The sequence below is a fragment of the Streptomyces sp. Ac-502 genome (assembly GCF_045222935.1).
GTDB classification, from domain to species: Bacteria; Actinomycetota; Actinomycetes; order Streptomycetales; family Streptomycetaceae; genus Streptomyces; species Streptomyces monomycini.
The window spans coordinates 7648535-7664464 of record NZ_JBHFFO010000001.1; the positions used below are offsets into that span (position 1 = coordinate 7648535).

Below are 15930 nucleotides of genomic sequence, written 5' to 3' on the forward strand. Positions count from 1 at the left end.
GCTATGACGAAGCCCTCCCTCCCCGATCTGCTGCACGCCGCCGTCACCGCTGTCGGCGGCACCGAGCGCCCCGGCCAGGTCGCCATGGCCGAAGCCGTCGCCGAAGCGGTCGAAGACAGCTCCCACCTGCTCGTACAGGCCGGCACCGGCACCGGGAAGTCGCTCGGCTACCTGGTGCCGGCGCTGGCCCACGGCGACCGTGTGGTGGTGGCCACAGCCACCCTCGCGCTCCAGCGCCAGCTGGTCGAGCGCGACCTGCCGCGCACGGTCGAGGCCCTGCACCCGCAGCTGCGCCGCCGTCCGCAGTTCGCCATGCTCAAGGGCCGCTCCAACTATGTCTGCCTGCACCGTCTGCACGAGGGCGTCCCGCAGGAGGAGGAAGAGGGTCTTTTCGACCCCTTCGAGCACGCGACGCCCACCAGCAAGCTGGGCAAGGACCTGCTGCGGCTGCGCGACTGGGCGGACGAGACCGAGACCGGCGACCGCGACGATCTCACCCCCGGCGTCTCCGACCGCGCCTGGGGGCAGGTGTCGGTCTCCTCCCGGGAGTGCCTGGGCGCCTCGAAGTGCGCGTACGGCGCGGAGTGCTTCGCCGAGGCGGCCCGCGAGCGCGCCAAGCTCGCCGACGTGATCGTCACCAACCACGCCCTGCTGGCCATCGACGCCATCGAAGGCGCCCCGGTGCTGCCCCAGCACGACGTACTGATCGTCGACGAGGCACACGAACTGGTCTCCCGGGTCACCGGCGTGGCCACCGGGGAGCTCACTCCCGGCCAGGTCAACCGGGCCGTCAAGCGCGCGGCGAAGCTGGTCAACGAGAAGGCCGCCGACCAGCTCCAGACCGCCTCGGAGACGTTCGAGCGCCTGATGGAGCTGGCCCTGCCCGGCCGCCTGGAGGAGATCCCCGAGGATCTCGGGTACTGCCTGATGGCGCTGCGGGACGCGGCCCGTACGGTGATCTCGGCCCTGGGCTCGACCCGCGACAAGTCCGTCCAGGACGAGGACGCCGTGCGCAAGCAGGCCCTCGCCTCCGTCGAGAACGTCCACGCGGTCGCCGAGCGGATCGCCAACGGTTCCGAGTACGACGTCGTCTGGTGCGAGCGCCACGACCGCTTCGGCGCCTCGCTGCGCGTCGCGCCCCTGTCGGTCTCCGGCCTGCTGCGTGAGAAGCTCTTCGCCGACCGCTCCGTCGTGCTCACGTCAGCCACCCTCAAGCTCGGCGGGGACTTCAACGGCGTCGGCGCCTCCCTGGGCCTGGCCCCGGAGGGCACGGAGGGTGAGGACGTCCCCCGGTGGAAGGGCCTGGACGTCGGCTCGCCGTTCGACTACGGCAAGCAGGGCATCCTGTACGTCGCCAAGCACCTGGCCCAGCCGGGCCGCGAGGGCAGCCGTACGGACATGCTCGACGAGCTGGCCGAACTGATCGAGGCCGCCGGCGGCCGGACGCTCGGCCTGTTCTCCTCCATGCGCGCCGCCCAGGCCGCCGCCGTGAACCTTCGCGGACGGCTCGACATGCCGATCCTCCTCCAGGGCGAGGAGACCTTGGGCGAACTGATCCGCAACTTCGCCGCGGACGCCCGTACGTGTTTGTTCGGCACGCTCTCCCTGTGGCAGGGCGTCGACGTGCCGGGCCCGAACTGCCAGCTGGTCGTCATGGACCGGGTGCCGTTCCCGCGCCCCGACGATCCCCTGATGAGCGCCCGGCAGAAGGCCGTGGAGGAGGCCGGCGGCAACGGCTTCATGGCGGTCGCGGCGACCCACGCCGCCCTGCTCATGGCCCAGGGAGCAGGCCGTCTCGTACGCGCCACGGGCGACCGCGGCGTCGTCGCCGTACTGGACCCGCGCGTCGAGCGCGCCCGCTACGGCTCGTTCCTGCGCCGGTCCATGCCCGAGTTCTGGTACACCACCGACCGCAACCAGGTCCGCCGCTCCCTGGCCGCCATCGACGAGGCAGCCAAGGCCGCGGAAGAGGCGTAGGCGGCCTTACGGCCCTCAAACGGAACCTCGCACTCCACCCGGCTCGCCCGGGGGCGCAGCAGCATCCCAGGCGCCTCCGGCAGCCGTCTCCGCCCCCCGGAGCCGCTCCTCACCGGACCTGTGCCGGGGAGGTATCGGCCACTCCGCGTTCGGCCAGCCACCGCGCCAGCTCGTACGGACGGAGCAGTGGGCGTTCACCGCCCCAGGGGTGCCATTCCAGCCCTCCGCCGAGGTGGTGGGTCAGCTCGCCGAGGATCTTGCCCATCTCCCCGCGGACGGTGAAGCGCACGTCGCCGGTGCACATGCAAACAAAGGCGGAGTTCGTCGGGACGACTTCCAGCAAACCGGCCAGCTCGGCGATGTCGGCCGCCTCACCCACCAGCACATCCCGCTGCTCGGGAACCGGCCGCGTCGAGCACACCTCGACGGTACGGGCAGCCGCCCACACCGCATCGATCTCCCGCAGCCACACCCAGCCCACCCGACTCCCCCTCCGCCCCCACAGCCCAGCCAACCTCAAGCGCCTACCGCTGAACCGAGAGAGTGACCCGCCAGTAGATAAACACCAACAAACCCGCTACCCGCCCCCACCCGCAACACCCTCCCCCACCCCGCGGTAACCCCCACCATCAATTGAGCACCCCCCACGAAGCCCCACCCCTTCCGCGAAGGCGGCGCCGGTTCAGGCGCAAAGGCAAGCCCCGGGACCGGCGCAGTGGTCCCGGGGCTCGGTCGAGGGAGGGGTTAGACCCGCCGCAGCACCGCCACCACCTTGCCGAGGATCGTGGCTTCGTCGCCGGGGATGGGCTGGTACGCGGCGTTGTGCGGGAGCAGCCAGACGTGGCCGTCCTCGCGCTTGAAGCGTTTGACCGTGGCCTCGCCGTCCAGCATGGCGGCGACGATGTCGCCGTTCTCCGCCACGGGCTGGCGACGCACCGTGACCCAGTCGCCGTCGCAGATCGCTGCCTCGATCATCGAGTCACCGACGACCTTCAGGACGAACAGCTCGCCGTCGCCGACCAGCTGCCGGGGCAGCGGGAAGACGTCCTCGACCGACTCCTCGGCGAGGATGGGACCGCCCGCGGCGATCCGGCCGACGAGCGGGACGTAGGACGCGGCGGGCTTGCCGGCCGTGTCGGTGGGCGCGCTGCTCGGCTGGTCGGAGCCGCGGACCTCGTACGCCCGGGGGCGGTGCGGGTCGCGGCGCAGGAAACCCTTGCGCTCCAGAGCCATGAGCTGGTGGGCGACGGACGAGGTGCTGGACAGCCCGACCGCCTGGCCGATCTCGCGCATGGACGGCGGGTAGCCGCGGCGCTGGACGGAATCCCGGATGACCTCGATGACCCTGCGCTGCCGGTCGGTGAGTCCCGAACTGTCGGCGCGGATGCCTGGAGGGCGGCCGGGCAGTGAGCGGGCTGGCTTCTGCCCCTCGGAATTCATGGCGTCGTCCATCGGCGGTTTCCGGGTCGGATCGAATCGGCTCTGGGAGTGGCTCTGGGCGGTGATGGTGGCGCTGTCTGCGGTGGTGGTCACGTCGGCCCCTCTCGGAATGTGCTCCCTAGTTAGCCAACGGTAGTTGCTTTCGAAAGGTTGCGCCAAACACACGTTCGAGTGAAAATTTCCGGATTAGCTGACCTGATCACGGGCTTAGGTGTATAGCCGAAAGGCAATTCGGGTCATTGCGGTACTCTTCGCCCCGGGCTGACGGCCGGGAGGGCGAGCCGTCCCGCCGGGCGCGCTCCGGGCGCCACGACGTGCCGATTCTGTCATCCCCGCCCCGCCGGGCCCGCCCCAGGGTCCTGTCCCGTACCCTCGTCGACGGCCCTGCCAGTGGCCCCCGACGGCCCGCCCCGCCACGACACGCTGGGGACGCGGATGACCTCCCGACACCACATGTAGTGCTTTGATGACTACAGCCACCTAGAAGTTGTGGTGGTGGTGTCTTCCGGGGCTCCGGGGATCGCCTATGCTTGGGGTCGCTCCGAGGGGCCCGTGAGGGCGGCCCGGAGGTCATCAGCCGTACGCCGGGACCATGGGCGTACGACCGTAATTTTCGAGGGTGAGGAGGGTGAATTCATGCATTGCCCCTTCTGCAGGCACCCCGACAGCCGGGTGGTCGACAGCCGCACCACCGACGACGGCACTTCGATCCGCCGGCGCCGCCAGTGCCCGGACTGCTCCCGCCGCTTCACGACCATCGAGACGGCGTCCCTGATGGTGATCAAGCGGAGCGGGGTCACCGAGCCTTTCAGCCGCAACAAGGTGATCGCCGGCGTGCGCAAGGCGTGCCAGGGCCGGCCGGTCACCGAGGACGCCCTCGCCAAGCTGGGGCAGCGGGTCGAGGAGGCCGTGCGCGCCACCGGCAGCGCCGAGCTGTCCACCCACGACGTCGGGCTGGCCATACTGGGCCCGCTGCAGGAACTCGACCTCGTCGCGTTCCTGCGCTTCGCGAGCGTCTACCGGGCCTTCGACTCGTTGGAAGACTTCGAGGCGGCCATCGCCGAGCTGCGGGAGCAGAGCGAGCAGGGTCCGCCCGCGCGGGAGTGCGGGTGCGAAGGGGGCGCCGGACAGCCGGCGGTCCCGGTGCCCGCCACCGCCGCCGACTGAGATCGGCACATCACAGACCTGACCAGGGCAAATGCAGGCGCCCTGGTGCCAGACAGACACACACCGTGCCACGGAACAAGTGCGCACATATGGGCGTTTGCCCGTACAGGGAGGCGGAATGACAGAGACGACGAGCGGCCCGGCACGAGGCTCCCGCGCCAAGGGCAGCAAGGCGAGCAAGGGTCTGCGCATCGAGCGCATCCACACCACTCCCGGCGTGCATCCGTACGACGAGGTGGCGTGGGAGCGCCGTGACGTCGTCATGACCAACTGGCGCGACGGCTCGATCAACTTCGAGCAGCGTGGCGTCGAGTTCCCCGAGTTCTGGTCGGTGAACGCGGTCAACATCGTCACGAGCAAGTACTTCCGCGGCGCGGTGGGCTCCGACACCCGGGAATCGAGCCTCAAGCAGCTCATCGACCGGGTCGTCAAGACGTACACGAAGGCCGGCGAGGAGAACGGATACTTCGCCTCCCCGGCGGACGCCGAGATCTTCGAGCACGAGCTGGCGTACGCCCTGCTCCACCAGGTCTTCAGCTTCAACTCCCCGGTGTGGTTCAACGTCGGCACGAAGCAGCCGCAGCAGGTCAGCGCGTGTTTCATCCTCTCCGTCGACGACTCCATGGACTCGATCCTGGACTGGTACAAGGAAGAGGGGATGATCTTCAAGGGCGGCTCCGGTGCCGGCCTGAACCTCTCCCGCATCCGTTCCTCCAAGGAGCTGCTGTCCTCCGGCGGCAACGCCTCGGGTCCGGTCTCCTTCATGCGCGGCGCCGACGCGTCCGCCGGAACGATCAAGTCGGGCGGCGCCACCCGCCGCGCGGCCAAGATGGTCGTCCTGGACGTGGACCACCCGGACGTCGAGGCCTTCATCGACACCAAGGTGAAGGAGGAGGAGAAGGTCCGCGCCCTGCGCGACGCGGGCTTCGACATGGACCTGGGCGGCGACGACATCACGTCCGTCCAGTACCAGAACGCCAACAACTCGGTCCGCGTGAACGACGAGTTCATGAAGGCCGTCGAGACCGGCTCGAAGTTCGGCCTGCGCGGCCGGATGAACGGCGAGGTCATCGAGGAGATCGACGCCAAGGGCCTGTTCCGCAAGATGGCGGAGGCCGCCTGGGCGTGCGCCGACCCCGGCATCCAGTACGACGACACGATCAACCACTGGCACACCTCGCCGGAGTCGGGCCGGATCACCGCCTCGAACCCGTGCAGCGAGTACATGCACCTGGACAACTCCTCGTGCAACCTGGCCTCGCTGAACCTGATGAAGTTCCTGCGCGACGACGACAAGGGCAACCAGTCGTTCGACGCCGAGCGCTTCGCGAAGGTCGTCGAGCTGGTCATCACCGCGATGGACATCTCCATCTGCTTCGCGGACTTCCCCACCGAGAAGATCGGTGAGACCACCCGCGCCTTCCGCCAGCTGGGCATCGGCTACGCCAACCTCGGCGCCTTGCTGATGGCCACCGGTCACGCGTACGACTCGGACGGCGGCCGCGCCCTGGCCGGTGCCATCACCTCCCTGATGACCGGCACCTCCTACAAGCGCTCCGCCGAGCTGGCCGCGGTCGTCGGCCCGTACGACGGTTACGCCCGCAACGCCGACGCCCACAAGCGCGTCATGAAGCAGCACTCGGACGCCAACGGCACCGCCAAGCGCATGGACGACCTGGACACCCCGGTCTGGGCCGCGGCCACCGAGGCCTGGCAGGACGTCATCCGCCTCGGCGACAAGAACGGCTTCCGCAACGCGCAGGCCTCCGTGCTGGCCCCCACCGGCACCATCGGCCTGATGATGGACTGCGACACCACGGGCGTCGAGCCGGACCTGGCCCTGGTCAAGTTCAAGAAGCTGGTCGGCGGCGGCTCCATGCAGATCGTGAACAACACGGTCCCCAAGGCGCTCAAGCGGCTCGGCTACCAGCCGGAGCAGGTCGAGGCGATCGTCGCCCACATCGCCGACAACGGCAATGTGATCGACGCCCCCGGCCTGGACCCCGCGCACTACGAGGTCTTCGACTGCGCCATGGGCGAGCGCTCCATCTCGGCCATGGGTCACGTACGGATGATGGCGGCGGCCCAGCCGTTCCTGTCCGGCGCGATCTCCAAGACCGTCAACCTCCCCGAGTCGGCCACCGTCGAAGAGGTCGAGGAGGTCTACTTCGAGGGCTGGAAGCTCGGCCTGAAGGCCCTGGCGATCTACCGCGACAACTGCAAGGTCGGCCAGCCGCTCTCCGCCAAGAAGAAGGAGGAGAAGAAGGCCGAGGAGAAGCCGGCCGAGAAGGTCGTCGAGTACCGTCCGGTCCGCAAGCGTCTGCCCAAGGGCCGTCCCGGGATCACCACCTCCTTCACGGTCGGCGGTGCCGAGGGCTACATGACCGCCAACTCCTACCCGGACGACGGTCTGGGCGAGGTCTTCCTGAAGATGTCCAAGCAGGGCTCGACCCTCGCGGGCATGATGGACGCCTTCTCCATCGCCGTCTCGGTGGGCCTCCAGTACGGCGTGCCGCTGGAGACGTACGTCTCGAAGTTCACCAACATGCGCTTTGAGCCGGCCGGCATGACGGACGACCCGGACGTGCGGATGGCGCAGTCGATCGTCGACTACATCTTCCGCCGCCTGGCGCTGGACTTCCTGCCCTTCGAGACCCGCTCCGCGCTCGGCATCCACTCCGTCGAGGAGCGTCAGCGCCACCTGGAGACCGGTTCGTACGAGCCGGTCGACGAGGAGGAGCTGGACGTCGAGAGCCTGGCCCAGTCGGCGCCGCGCCGTCCGGAGTCGGCCGCGTCCTCGACGGCCGAGGTCGTCGAGGAGACCGCTGCCCCGGCCCCCAAGCAGGCGCACACCAACGCGGAACTGGTGGAAATGCAGCTCGGCATCAACGCCGACGCTCCGCTGTGCTTCTCCTGCGGCACGAAGATGCAGCGCGCGGGCAGCTGCTACCTGTGCGAGGGCTGCGGCTCGACCAGCGGGTGCAGCTGACACCGGCACCCTCGGGTGACTGATTGACGCAGGGTGGGGAACCGGAATTCCGGTTCCCCACCCTGCGTCTTCGTGCCCGGACTTCGTGCCCGGACCGCGCGGGTCGCCCGGTCTGCGCGGGGCCGCTCGCAGGGTTCCGTGGAATGCCGGTGGCCGTCCGGCGTCCGACGGCGTTTTCACCGACACCTCGGCGGGTGCGGTTTTTCAGGCACTCATGACATTCAGGCACCCATGACCGTGACGAACGTTTCCGGGTCGGTGTCGAAGCCCCGTACGGAAGAATGGAACCGCCACTGGTCCGACTCGTTCCGTTCGAATTCCGCTATCACCGCCGCGGTGGCTCCGGCGACCACCGAGAAGTCGCCCGCCGCCAGTTCGTCGTATCCCTCGTTGACGCGGAAGGCGGTATTGGCTATTTCCCCGAACGTCTTGCGTCCGCCACGCTGCTGAATGGCCACGCCGACGACCACGCGCGCGTAGGTGCCCGCCAGCCGGTTCAGCTCCAGCACCAGAGCCTCGTCGGTGCCGAAGCCCAGGCCGGTGCGGCTGTCACGGCTGAGGACGATGGTGCCGTCGGGCGAGCGGCTGTCGAAGTGCACGAGGTAGTCGGGTGCCCCGTGCGGGGCGTCCTTGGTGTAGGTCGCGGCGATGAGGTCCAGGTCGTGGGCCGGAGTGCCCGCGGGGCTGGGGTCCCACTTGAGGGTCACTTCGACTTTGCCGATCCCTTTGTTGAGGCTGCTCACAGAGATCCCTTCCGGTGTTGCAACTCCCGGGCTGTGCAAGGCGTTCCACCAATGGTGTCACGCTCCGCAAGCCCTGCCCCGGCGGTCGGGGCGACGCCGTCCGGTCGGCAGGACTGGTACGCGTACTGCTACTCCGACGTGTTGGGTAGGACTGAAGTTCCATCAGTGACCCGTACGGAGTACGCGCGTCGGGGCGGGCGACGGTTGAAGCCCTGGTCAGGGCCGTTGTGTGGCCGCGCCGCGATACGGCCGTCGTAGGCGGCGAGTTGACGCCGGGCGGGGAACGGTAGGACGCGGGCCGCGGGCCGCGTCCTGTGAGCGCGAAGGGTCGGTCAGGCGGCCATGTCGCCCCAAAGTCGCACCAAGTGGCTGTCCAGCGCGTCGAGCGCCGCCTCCGGGGCGAGGTGGCCGACCAGGACGTGGGTGGTCAGGCCGTCGGTCAGGGCGAGCAGGGTGCGCGCCTCGCGCTCCGCGTCGGGTGTCGCGGTGGCCTCGGCGATGAGGCGCGTGAACAGGCTGTGCAGGCCGGTGTAGTTGCCGCGCAGGATCTCGGCGAGCGCGGGGCTGACCGCGGCCTGGGCGACGAAGGCGAGCCAGACTCGCGCCTCGGCCCGGTGCTCGGGGCGCAGCAGGGAGATCTCGGTGGTCGCGTGTCCGAGCGCGGTACGGGCCGACTGTGCGGGGGACTCGGCGAGCCGTGCCGCCACCCGGGCGGAGATCCGCCCTCCGATGTGGCCGAGCGCGAAGACCAGCATCTCCTCCTTGGTGCGGAAGCAGCGCTGGACCGCGCCCATGGACACGTCGGCGCACGCCGCCACGTCTCTGAGGGTGACGCCCTCCAGGCCGTGTTCATCGGCGAGGCGGCAGACGGCCTCGGCGATCTGCCGGCGGCGGCTCTCGTGGTCCACCTGCTTGGGCATGGGGCGCTCCCGTAATCCGATGCGTGTGTATCGATGACAAGGGTACGATGTGATGCACTTGCATCGGAACGTGTGTGCGGCGGCCTGCCCGTCGCGGACACCCAAGGACGAGGGAGCGCGAAGTGGGGAAGCACCAGGCTCTGTGGGAGCTGCCGGCCGGATCCCAGGCGGCCGCCGTACGAAGCGGCGAGGTCACCGCCGTCGAGGTGGTCGAACGCCACCTGGAACGGATCGCCGAGGTCAACCCGGCCGTCAACGCCGTCACGCAGCTCCTCGCCGACCGGGCACGCGCGGACGCGGCCGCGGTGGACCGGCGGCGCGCCGCGGGGAGGATCCGGGGCCGCTCGCCGGGGTGCCTTTCACGGTCAAGGAGACCACCGGCATCGAAGGGGTGCCGACCACGTACGGCGCGGAGCGCTTCCGCCACCACGTCGCGCACTCCGACGCGCCCCCGGTGGCGCGGCTGCGCGCCGCGGGCGCCGTACCGATCGGGCACAGCAACATGCCCACGCTCATTCTCGCGGGCGTCCACACGCGCAGTGAGCTGTACGGGGACACCGCCAACCCCTGGGCGTCCGGTGTCACGCCGGGTGGGACCAGCGGAGGCGACGCCGCCGCCGTGGCCAGCGGCATGGCCGCGATCGGGCTGGGCAACGACTCCGGCGGATCGGTGCGGATGCCGGCGTCCTTCTGCGGTGTGGCGGGCCTGAAGCCCACGTACGGGCGTTTTCCCGCCGACCACCGTATGGGCGCGGAGGATCCGGCGTTCGCCACACAGACGCTGGTGGTCGACGGGCCGCTGGCCCGTACGGTCGGCGACCTGCGCCTGGCTTACGAAGCGCTCGCCGGCACCGATCCGTGGGACCCGAGGGCCGTGGCGGTGCCCCTGTACGGTGCGGAGCTCCCGCGGCCGATGAAGATCGCGATGGTCACCGACCCGGGTGGCGCGGGGGTGCACCCCTCGGTCCGCAAGGCGGTCGAGAACGCTGCTGACGCGCTGCGCGACGCCGGGTACGAGGTGTGCGAGGTCCCGGACGTACCGCGTCTGGATGAAGCCCTGGAGGTGTACGGCCGTATGACATTGGCCGAATTCGCCCCTACCTGGCCCGTGGTGCGGAACCTTCTGGGCAAGGAAGGGCATCGGTACATCGAGATGTCGATGGAGGCACGGGACGCCGTGCCGACGGACGTGCCGGAATACCTCCGCCTGACCGGCGTGCGGCTCGGCATCCAGCGGGCGTGGGCCGAATTCCTGGACACCTATCCACTGGTGCTGGGGCCGGTCTTCACCGAGCCGCCCTTCGAGCCGGGGCTGGAGGTGCGCGACCAGGAGGGGCACGCGCGTGTCCAACGGGCGATGCGCCTGTGCACGGCCACGAGCTTCGTGGGTGTACCGGCGGTGGCCGTGCCGACCGGGGTGGTCGCGGGGCTCCCGTACGGCGTGCAGCTCATCGGCCGCGCCTACCGGGAGGACCTGTGCCTGGAGGCGGCCGAGGCCGTTGAGCGGAGGCTCGGAGTGATCACTCCCATCGACCCGCGTCCGTAGGGGAGTTCGGGGTGAGGGGTGCGTGACGCGCGGTGATGCCGGGCCCCGCTGGGCCGTACGATGGCGCGGTGCTGGTCAAGTGGATTAGATGCACGGTCATGGACCGCCGGGGGTTCGAGAGAGGGCAGCGCAAATGGGCGGGGCTGCTCGGTGAGCCGGGCTTCCGTGGGCAGGGCGGCGGGTGGAGCCGGACCCGGCCGTCGGTCGCGCATCTGGTCGCCTTCTGGGAGAGCAGGGCGTTCTACGACTCCTTCATGGCGCGCTCGCACGATCGGCTGGCGGCGTCCCAGGTGGGCACCTTCAAGGACGCCCGGGTTCGTCTGTTCGAGTACGAACTCGACGTGAAGGTGGGCTTCCGGCCCGTGTTCGCCGACGCCGACGTACTGCGGATGGCGCACTGCCAGGTGCGTGCCGACCGGGTCGAGCACTTCATGCTGATGCAGGAGAAGGTGTGGAATCCGGCCATGGCGGGCTCCCCGGGGATGCTGCGCGGATTGCTGGGGCGCGCGCCGGGGAGGAGTTCCTGATCCTGTCGATGTGGGAGTCGGCGGCCGAGCGGGGGAAGTACCGGCCGGAGCGGGTGGAGCGGCTCGGCCTCCGCGCGCAGACGGAGGCCGATGTGCGTGCCGTGACGGGCGATGTGGCCGATCTCGAACCGGCGTGGACGGTGTGAGCGGCGCTGCTGCCGCCGGAGGTGTGCGCGCCCTGGTTCCGGGGGTGCATGCACCCCCCGCTTCCGAGTGCGCGCACCGTATCCCTGTTTCCGGTGGTGCGCGCATCCCTCCGGCCGGTGGTGCGCGCGTCCCTGCTTCCGGAGGTACGGGTGCCTCTGCTCGCGGCGAGGCGAGCACCGGCGCGCGCCTCGCCGCGGCGGCCGGTTCCCGGGCTGCGCGGGCGCTCGGCTCACGGCTGTGTGGTCGCGTCCCTCTCCTCCGATGTGCTCGCGCCGCTGTCTGACGCGCCGCGCGCCGCGTCCCTCGGCGGGGTGAAAATTCCGGCTTGCGCGGCTGCCACGGCCGCTGCGGCAGCCTGGTCGGCCGTGTGCTCGTCGACCGGTTCGCGGGTGATGAAGAGGCGGAAGAAGAGCGGTGCGCACGCGGCGCGCGAAAGCGCTCCGGCGTCGATGTCTTCCTCTCGGGCGGCCGGCAGTTCGCCGCGTGCGACCGCGCGTCGCACCAAGGGCTCGCAGCGCTTGAAGCGCTCCCCGTAGTAGGCGCTCAGCGCGTCGGCGGCCCGCTGCGACTGGAAAGCGGCCGCGATGATCGCGGAGCCGGACACCGACGTGGACGGGTCGGTGAACGACTCCACCACCTCGCGGGCGAGCGCCCGCAGATCGCCTTCCAGCGACCCGGTGTCTGGTGGCGTCCAACTGTCTTCACCGGCCAGGTCGAGCGCGTCGGCCAGCAGCCCTTCGAGGCTGCCCCAGCGGCGGTAGAGCGTCGTCTTGTGCACCCCCGAATGCTCCGCGACGTACTCGACGGTGAGGCCGGGGTAGCCGTGTTCGACCAGTCCGGCCAGCACGGCGTCGCGGACGGCGGCGCGGGTGCGGGCGGTGCGCCCGCCCGGGCGACGGGTGCCGGGGCTGGGGGCGGGAGGCTCCGGAACTTCGGGCAACTGCAACTCCTGTTGTGTTAGTGAGGCGGCTGTGTCATCATCGACGTAATGCTACAAGCGTAGCGTTTGAGTTCGCGGTGCGGTGCGCGCCGACGAGTCAGGGGCCCGCATGACCACGCAGATCTCGCTTCACGAGGTGACCAAGTCCTACGGCGACCGGCTTCTGCTGGACGGTGTCTCCCTCTCGGTGCGCCCCGGCGACCGGGTCGGCATCGTGGGGGAGAACGGCGCGGGCAAGTCGACCCTGCTGCGGATCGTGGCGGGTCTCGAACGACCGGACGACGGTCGCGTCGTCCTGACCGCCGACGGCGGCACGGGGTACCTCGGTCAGGTCCCCGACCTGCCGTCCGACTGCACGGTCGGTCAGGCGGTGGACGCGGCCTTGGCGGAGTTCCGTGACATGGAAAGCCGACTGCGCGCGCTGGAGGCGTGCCTGGGTGCCGGGAGACCGGAGGACATGGAGGAGTACGGCCGACTGCTGGGAATCTTCGAACTGCGCGGTGGTTACGAGGCCGACGCGCGTGTCGACAAGGCGCTCCACGGCCTCGGGGTGGGGCACCTGGGGCGGGACCGGCCGTTCGGCAGCCTCTCCGGCGGCGAGCAGGCCAGACTGGGCATCGCCTGTCTGATCGCCGCGTCTCCCGAGGTGATGCTGCTCGACGAGCCGACCAACCACCTCGACGCGGAGGCGCTGGACTGGCTGGAGGGCGCGCTGACGGCCCACCGTGGCACGGTCCTCGCGGTCTCGCACGACCGTCTCTTCCTGCAACGCGTGGCGGGCACGATCGTCGAGGTCGACGCGGATCGCCGGACCGTCGTCCGGTACGGCGGCGGGTACGGCACCTTCACCGCCGCCAAGGCCGCGGCCCGCCGCCGCTGGGAGCAGGAGTACGAGCAGTGGTGCGCCGAGACGGCGCGGCTGACGGAGTTCGCGGCGGGCACCGCGCGCGACGTCGCCCAGGGGCGGGTGATCAAGGACAACAACAAGATGGCGTACGACCGAGCCGGCGGACGGGTCCAGGCATCGGTGGCCGGACGGGTGCGTAACGCCCAGGAGCGGCTCCGCCGGCTGCACGCGGCTCCGGTGCCCAAGCCGCCCGAGCCCCTCCGTTTCCGTGCCGGCCCGGCGACCGGGGAGACGGAGGGCGCACTGGTGGAGCTGGACGGCGTACGGGTGGGGGACAGGCTGACGGTGGACGCGCTGACCGTCGCCGCAGGGGAGCGGCTGCTCGTCCACGGAGCCAACGGCGCGGGGAAGAGCACACTGCTACGGGTGCTCGCGGGGGTGCGGCAGCCGGATGCGGGCACCGTCGTGCGACGGGGGCGTATCGGCTATCTGGCGCAGGAAATACCGGTCTCCCGGCCGCGGGAGCGGTTGCTGTCGGCCTTCGGCCGCGGCCTGTCCGGTGATCCGGAAGAGCTGGCCGAACTTCTGCTGTCGTTCGGCCTGTTCCGGGAGGGCGATCTGCAGGTGCCGGTGGGGTCCCTCTCGGCAGGACAGCGGCGTCGGCTGGCCCTGGCGCGCCTGCTGGCCCGCCCCGCCGATCTCCTGCTCCTGGACGAGCCGACCAACCATCTGGCACTCGGCCTGGTGGAGGAACTGGACGCGGCGCTCGCCGCCTGGCCAGGTGCGCTGGTCGTCGTCTCGCACGACCGGCTGCTCGGCCGCCGATTCGGCGGCCGCCGGTGTGAGATACGGGCCGGGAGGGCGGTGTGCACCGATCGGTGACCGAAGGGCGACCAGGGGGAACGGACGGTGACGGTGTGCCTGCCCCGGCGGCAACGGGGTACCGGGCATGAGGCATGTACAGAGCAACCGTTTTAGGGTGGCGGCATGGCACGGCCCCGACGCATCGTCCTCATCCGCCACGGAGAATCGGAGGGGAACACCGACGACACGGTCTACGAACGGGAGCCCGACCACGCGCTGAGCCTGACGAAGGACGGGCTGCGGCAGGCCGAGGAGGCCGGCGGCTCGCTGCGTGCGATGTTCGGCGACGAGGGGATCTCCGCGTACGTGTCGCCGTACCGCCGTACGCACCAGACCTTTCAGGCGCTCGGTCTCGACATGGACCGGGTCCGGGTCCGGGAGGAGCCGCGGCTGCGCGAGCAGGACTGGGGGAACTGGCAGGACCGCGAGGACGTACGCCTGCAGAAGGTCTACCGCGACGCCTACGGTCACTTCTTCTACCGCTTCGCACAGGGGAGTCCGGCGCCGATGTGTACGACCGTGTGGGCGCGTTCCTGGAGAGCCTGTGGCGCAGCTTCGAGCAACCGGACCACCCGCCCAACGTCCTGATCGTCACCCACGGGCTGACCATGCGGCTCTTCTGCATGCGGTGGTTCCACTGGTCCGTGGCGGAGTTCGAGTGCCTGTCCAACCCGGGCAACGCGGAATGGCGCTCACTGCTCCTCGGCCCGCACGGCCGGTACACGCTGGACCGGCCGTTCGAACGCTGGTGTGAACCGGAGTCGTACGGCATCACCGGTTAGAGTGCACACCGATGAGCGCCGACCACCGTGACGCAGACCGCTTCGAGCGGGCCCTCGACAGCCTGCGCGGACTTTCCCTGGGCGATGCCCTCGGCTCCCAGTTCTTCGTTCCCGCCAACTACCCCAACCTCAAACGCCGTGAGCTGCCGCCGTCGCCGTGGCAGTGGACCGACGACACGGAGATGGCCTGTTCGGTCGTCGCCGTGCTCGCGGACCACGGCCGCATCGACCAGGACGCCCTCGCCCGGTCCTTCGCCGACCACCACGACTTCGACCGCGGCTACGGCCCGGCCGTGAACCGCATGCTCCGGCTGGTCCGGGAAGGCGGCGACTGGCGCGAGCTGGCCTCGGCGCTCTTCAACGGCCAGGGCTCCTGGGGCAACGGCGCGGCCATGCGCATCGCCCCACTCGGCGCCTGGTACGCGGACGACCCCGAGCAGGCGACGCACCAGGCCGAGATCTCCGCGTACACCACTCACCAGCACCGGGAGGCGGTGGTCGGTGCGATGGCGGTGGCCGCCGCGGCCGCGCTGGCCGCCGCCCCCGGCGGCACCCCGGCCCCCGAGGCGCTCCTGGACGACGTCCTGGCGCTGATCCCGCGCAGCGCCGTACAGGCCGGTCTGCGGCGAGCCCGGGACATGCTCGACTACGGCAACGCCGGCACGGTCGCCGCGGTGCTGGGCTGTGGGCGTCGGACCAGCGCCCACGACACTGTTCCGTTCACGCTGTGGGCCGCCGCGCGTCACCTCGGTGACTTCGAGCAGGCGCTCTGGGCCACCGCGCAGGCGGGCGGAGACGTGGACACGACCTGCGCCATTGTGGGCGGGATCGTCGCGGCCGGCGGTGCCGCCCCGCCCCAGGACTGGACGGACCGCACGGAACCGCTCCCGAGCTGGATCCCGAAGCTTTCGGGCTGATCCGTGGCTGCCCGGCGGTGCCGTGGCGGGAGGAGGCCCGGGCGTCGGCTGGGCCGTGGCTCTCCGGCTGGGCCCGGCGCAGGGGACCAGGGCCAAGCCGCGGCCGGAGATCAAGGATGCCCGT

General features: G+C 70.6%; 10 protein-coding genes and 3 pseudogenes. 8 read left to right on the plus strand and 5 right to left on the minus strand.

Features of this window, described 5'->3' with window-relative positions; genetic code table 11:
* The first annotated feature begins 3 nt into the window (after nucleotides 1-3).
* Nucleotides 4-1977: an ATP-dependent DNA helicase gene (locus tag ACEXOX_RS34870; RefSeq protein ID WP_406524875.1), complete on the plus strand. Its 1974-nt coding sequence runs from the start codon at nucleotides 4-6 to the stop codon at nucleotides 1975-1977.
* A gap of 109 nt (nucleotides 1978-2086) precedes the next feature.
* Here ACEXOX_RS34870 and ACEXOX_RS34875 read toward each other — a convergent pair whose 3' ends face one another.
* Both ACEXOX_RS34875 and lexA read right to left on the minus strand, forming a co-directional pair.
* Nucleotides 2087-2458 (minus strand): hypothetical protein, encoded by a 372-nt coding sequence (locus tag ACEXOX_RS34875; RefSeq protein ID WP_406524876.1) that lies wholly within the window; start codon nucleotides 2456-2458, stop codon nucleotides 2087-2089.
* 263 nt (nucleotides 2459-2721) lie between these two features.
* A complete protein-coding gene (gene lexA / locus ACEXOX_RS34880; protein WP_406524877.1) occupies nucleotides 2722-3510 on the minus strand; it encodes a transcriptional repressor LexA in 789 nt (262 codons plus the stop codon).
* Between the two features lie 543 nt (nucleotides 3511-4053).
* Here lexA and nrdR point away from each other — a divergent pair.
* Together nrdR and ACEXOX_RS34890 are read left to right on the plus strand one after the other, a co-directional pair.
* Nucleotides 4054-4584: a transcriptional regulator NrdR gene (gene nrdR / locus ACEXOX_RS34885; RefSeq protein WP_030020364.1), complete on the plus strand. Its 531-nt coding sequence runs from the start codon at nucleotides 4054-4056 to the stop codon at nucleotides 4582-4584.
* 118 nt (nucleotides 4585-4702) lie between these two features.
* Nucleotides 4703-7573 (plus strand): vitamin B12-dependent ribonucleotide reductase, encoded by a 2871-nt coding sequence (locus ACEXOX_RS34890; protein ID WP_406524878.1) that lies wholly within the window; start codon nucleotides 4703-4705, stop codon nucleotides 7571-7573.
* Between the two features lie 221 nt (nucleotides 7574-7794).
* On the opposite strand, the gene ACEXOX_RS34895 is transcribed toward ACEXOX_RS34890, so the two are convergent.
* Both ACEXOX_RS34895 and ACEXOX_RS34900 read right to left on the minus strand, forming a co-directional pair.
* The gene (locus ACEXOX_RS34895) at nucleotides 7795-8316 is read right to left on the minus strand and encodes a TerD family protein (protein ID WP_406524879.1); all 522 of its coding nucleotides are present in this window, start codon (nucleotides 8314-8316) and stop codon (nucleotides 7795-7797) included.
* A gap of 332 nt (nucleotides 8317-8648) precedes the next feature.
* Nucleotides 8649-9236 (minus strand): TetR/AcrR family transcriptional regulator, encoded by a 588-nt coding sequence (locus tag ACEXOX_RS34900; protein WP_406524880.1) that lies wholly within the window; start codon nucleotides 9234-9236, stop codon nucleotides 8649-8651.
* 122 nt (nucleotides 9237-9358) lie between these two features.
* Here ACEXOX_RS34900 and ACEXOX_RS34905 point away from each other — a divergent pair.
* Nucleotides 9359-10782 (plus strand): annotated as a pseudogene (locus ACEXOX_RS34905) (amidase).
* Nucleotides 10783-10850: 68 nt separating this feature from the next.
* Nucleotides 10851-11455, plus strand: a pseudogene (locus ACEXOX_RS34910) (YdbC family protein).
* Nucleotides 11456-11685: 230 nt separating this feature from the next.
* Here the strand turns inward: ACEXOX_RS34910 and ACEXOX_RS34915 are convergent.
* On the minus strand, nucleotides 11686-12396 hold the full coding sequence (locus ACEXOX_RS34915; protein ID WP_406524881.1) for a TetR/AcrR family transcriptional regulator: 711 nt from the start codon (nucleotides 12394-12396) through the stop codon (nucleotides 11686-11688).
* A 109-nt stretch (nucleotides 12397-12505) separates the two neighbouring features.
* On the opposite strand from ACEXOX_RS34915, the gene ACEXOX_RS34920 reads away from it, so the two are divergent.
* The 3 genes and pseudogenes from ACEXOX_RS34920 (at nucleotide 12506) to ACEXOX_RS34930 (ending at nucleotide 15806) form a co-directional block, all read left to right on the plus strand.
* Entirely contained in the window at nucleotides 12506-14125 is a 1620-nt protein-coding gene (locus ACEXOX_RS34920; RefSeq protein WP_406524882.1) for an ABC-F family ATP-binding cassette domain-containing protein, read from the plus strand.
* 105 nt (nucleotides 14126-14230) lie between these two features.
* A pseudogene (locus ACEXOX_RS34925) lies at nucleotides 14231-14889 on the plus strand (histidine phosphatase family protein).
* A gap of 11 nt (nucleotides 14890-14900) precedes the next feature.
* Entirely contained in the window at nucleotides 14901-15806 is a 906-nt protein-coding gene (locus ACEXOX_RS34930) for an ADP-ribosylglycohydrolase family protein (RefSeq protein WP_406524883.1), read from the plus strand.
* The last annotated feature ends 124 nt before the right edge of the window (nucleotides 15807-15930 follow it).

Bases quoted from the DNA above. Each gene is read 5' to 3' on its own strand.
- ACEXOX_RS34870 (WP_406524875.1), top strand. From the start codon at position 4: ATGACGAAGCCCTCCCTCCCCGATCTGCTGCACGCCGCCGTCACCGCT.
- nrdR (WP_030020364.1), top strand. From the start codon at position 4,054: ATGCATTGCCCCTTCTGCAGGCACCCCGACAGCCGGGTGGTCGACAGC.
- ACEXOX_RS34890 (WP_406524878.1), top strand. From the start codon at position 4,703: ATGACAGAGACGACGAGCGGCCCGGCACGAGGCTCCCGCGCCAAGGGC.
- ACEXOX_RS34900 (WP_406524880.1), bottom strand. From the start codon at position 9,236: ATGCCCAAGCAGGTGGACCACGAGAGCCGCCGCCGGCAGATCGCCGAG.
- ACEXOX_RS34920 (WP_406524882.1), top strand. From the start codon at position 12,506: ATGACCACGCAGATCTCGCTTCACGAGGTGACCAAGTCCTACGGCGAC.
- ACEXOX_RS34930 (WP_406524883.1), top strand. From the start codon at position 14,901: ATGAGCGCCGACCACCGTGACGCAGACCGCTTCGAGCGGGCCCTCGAC.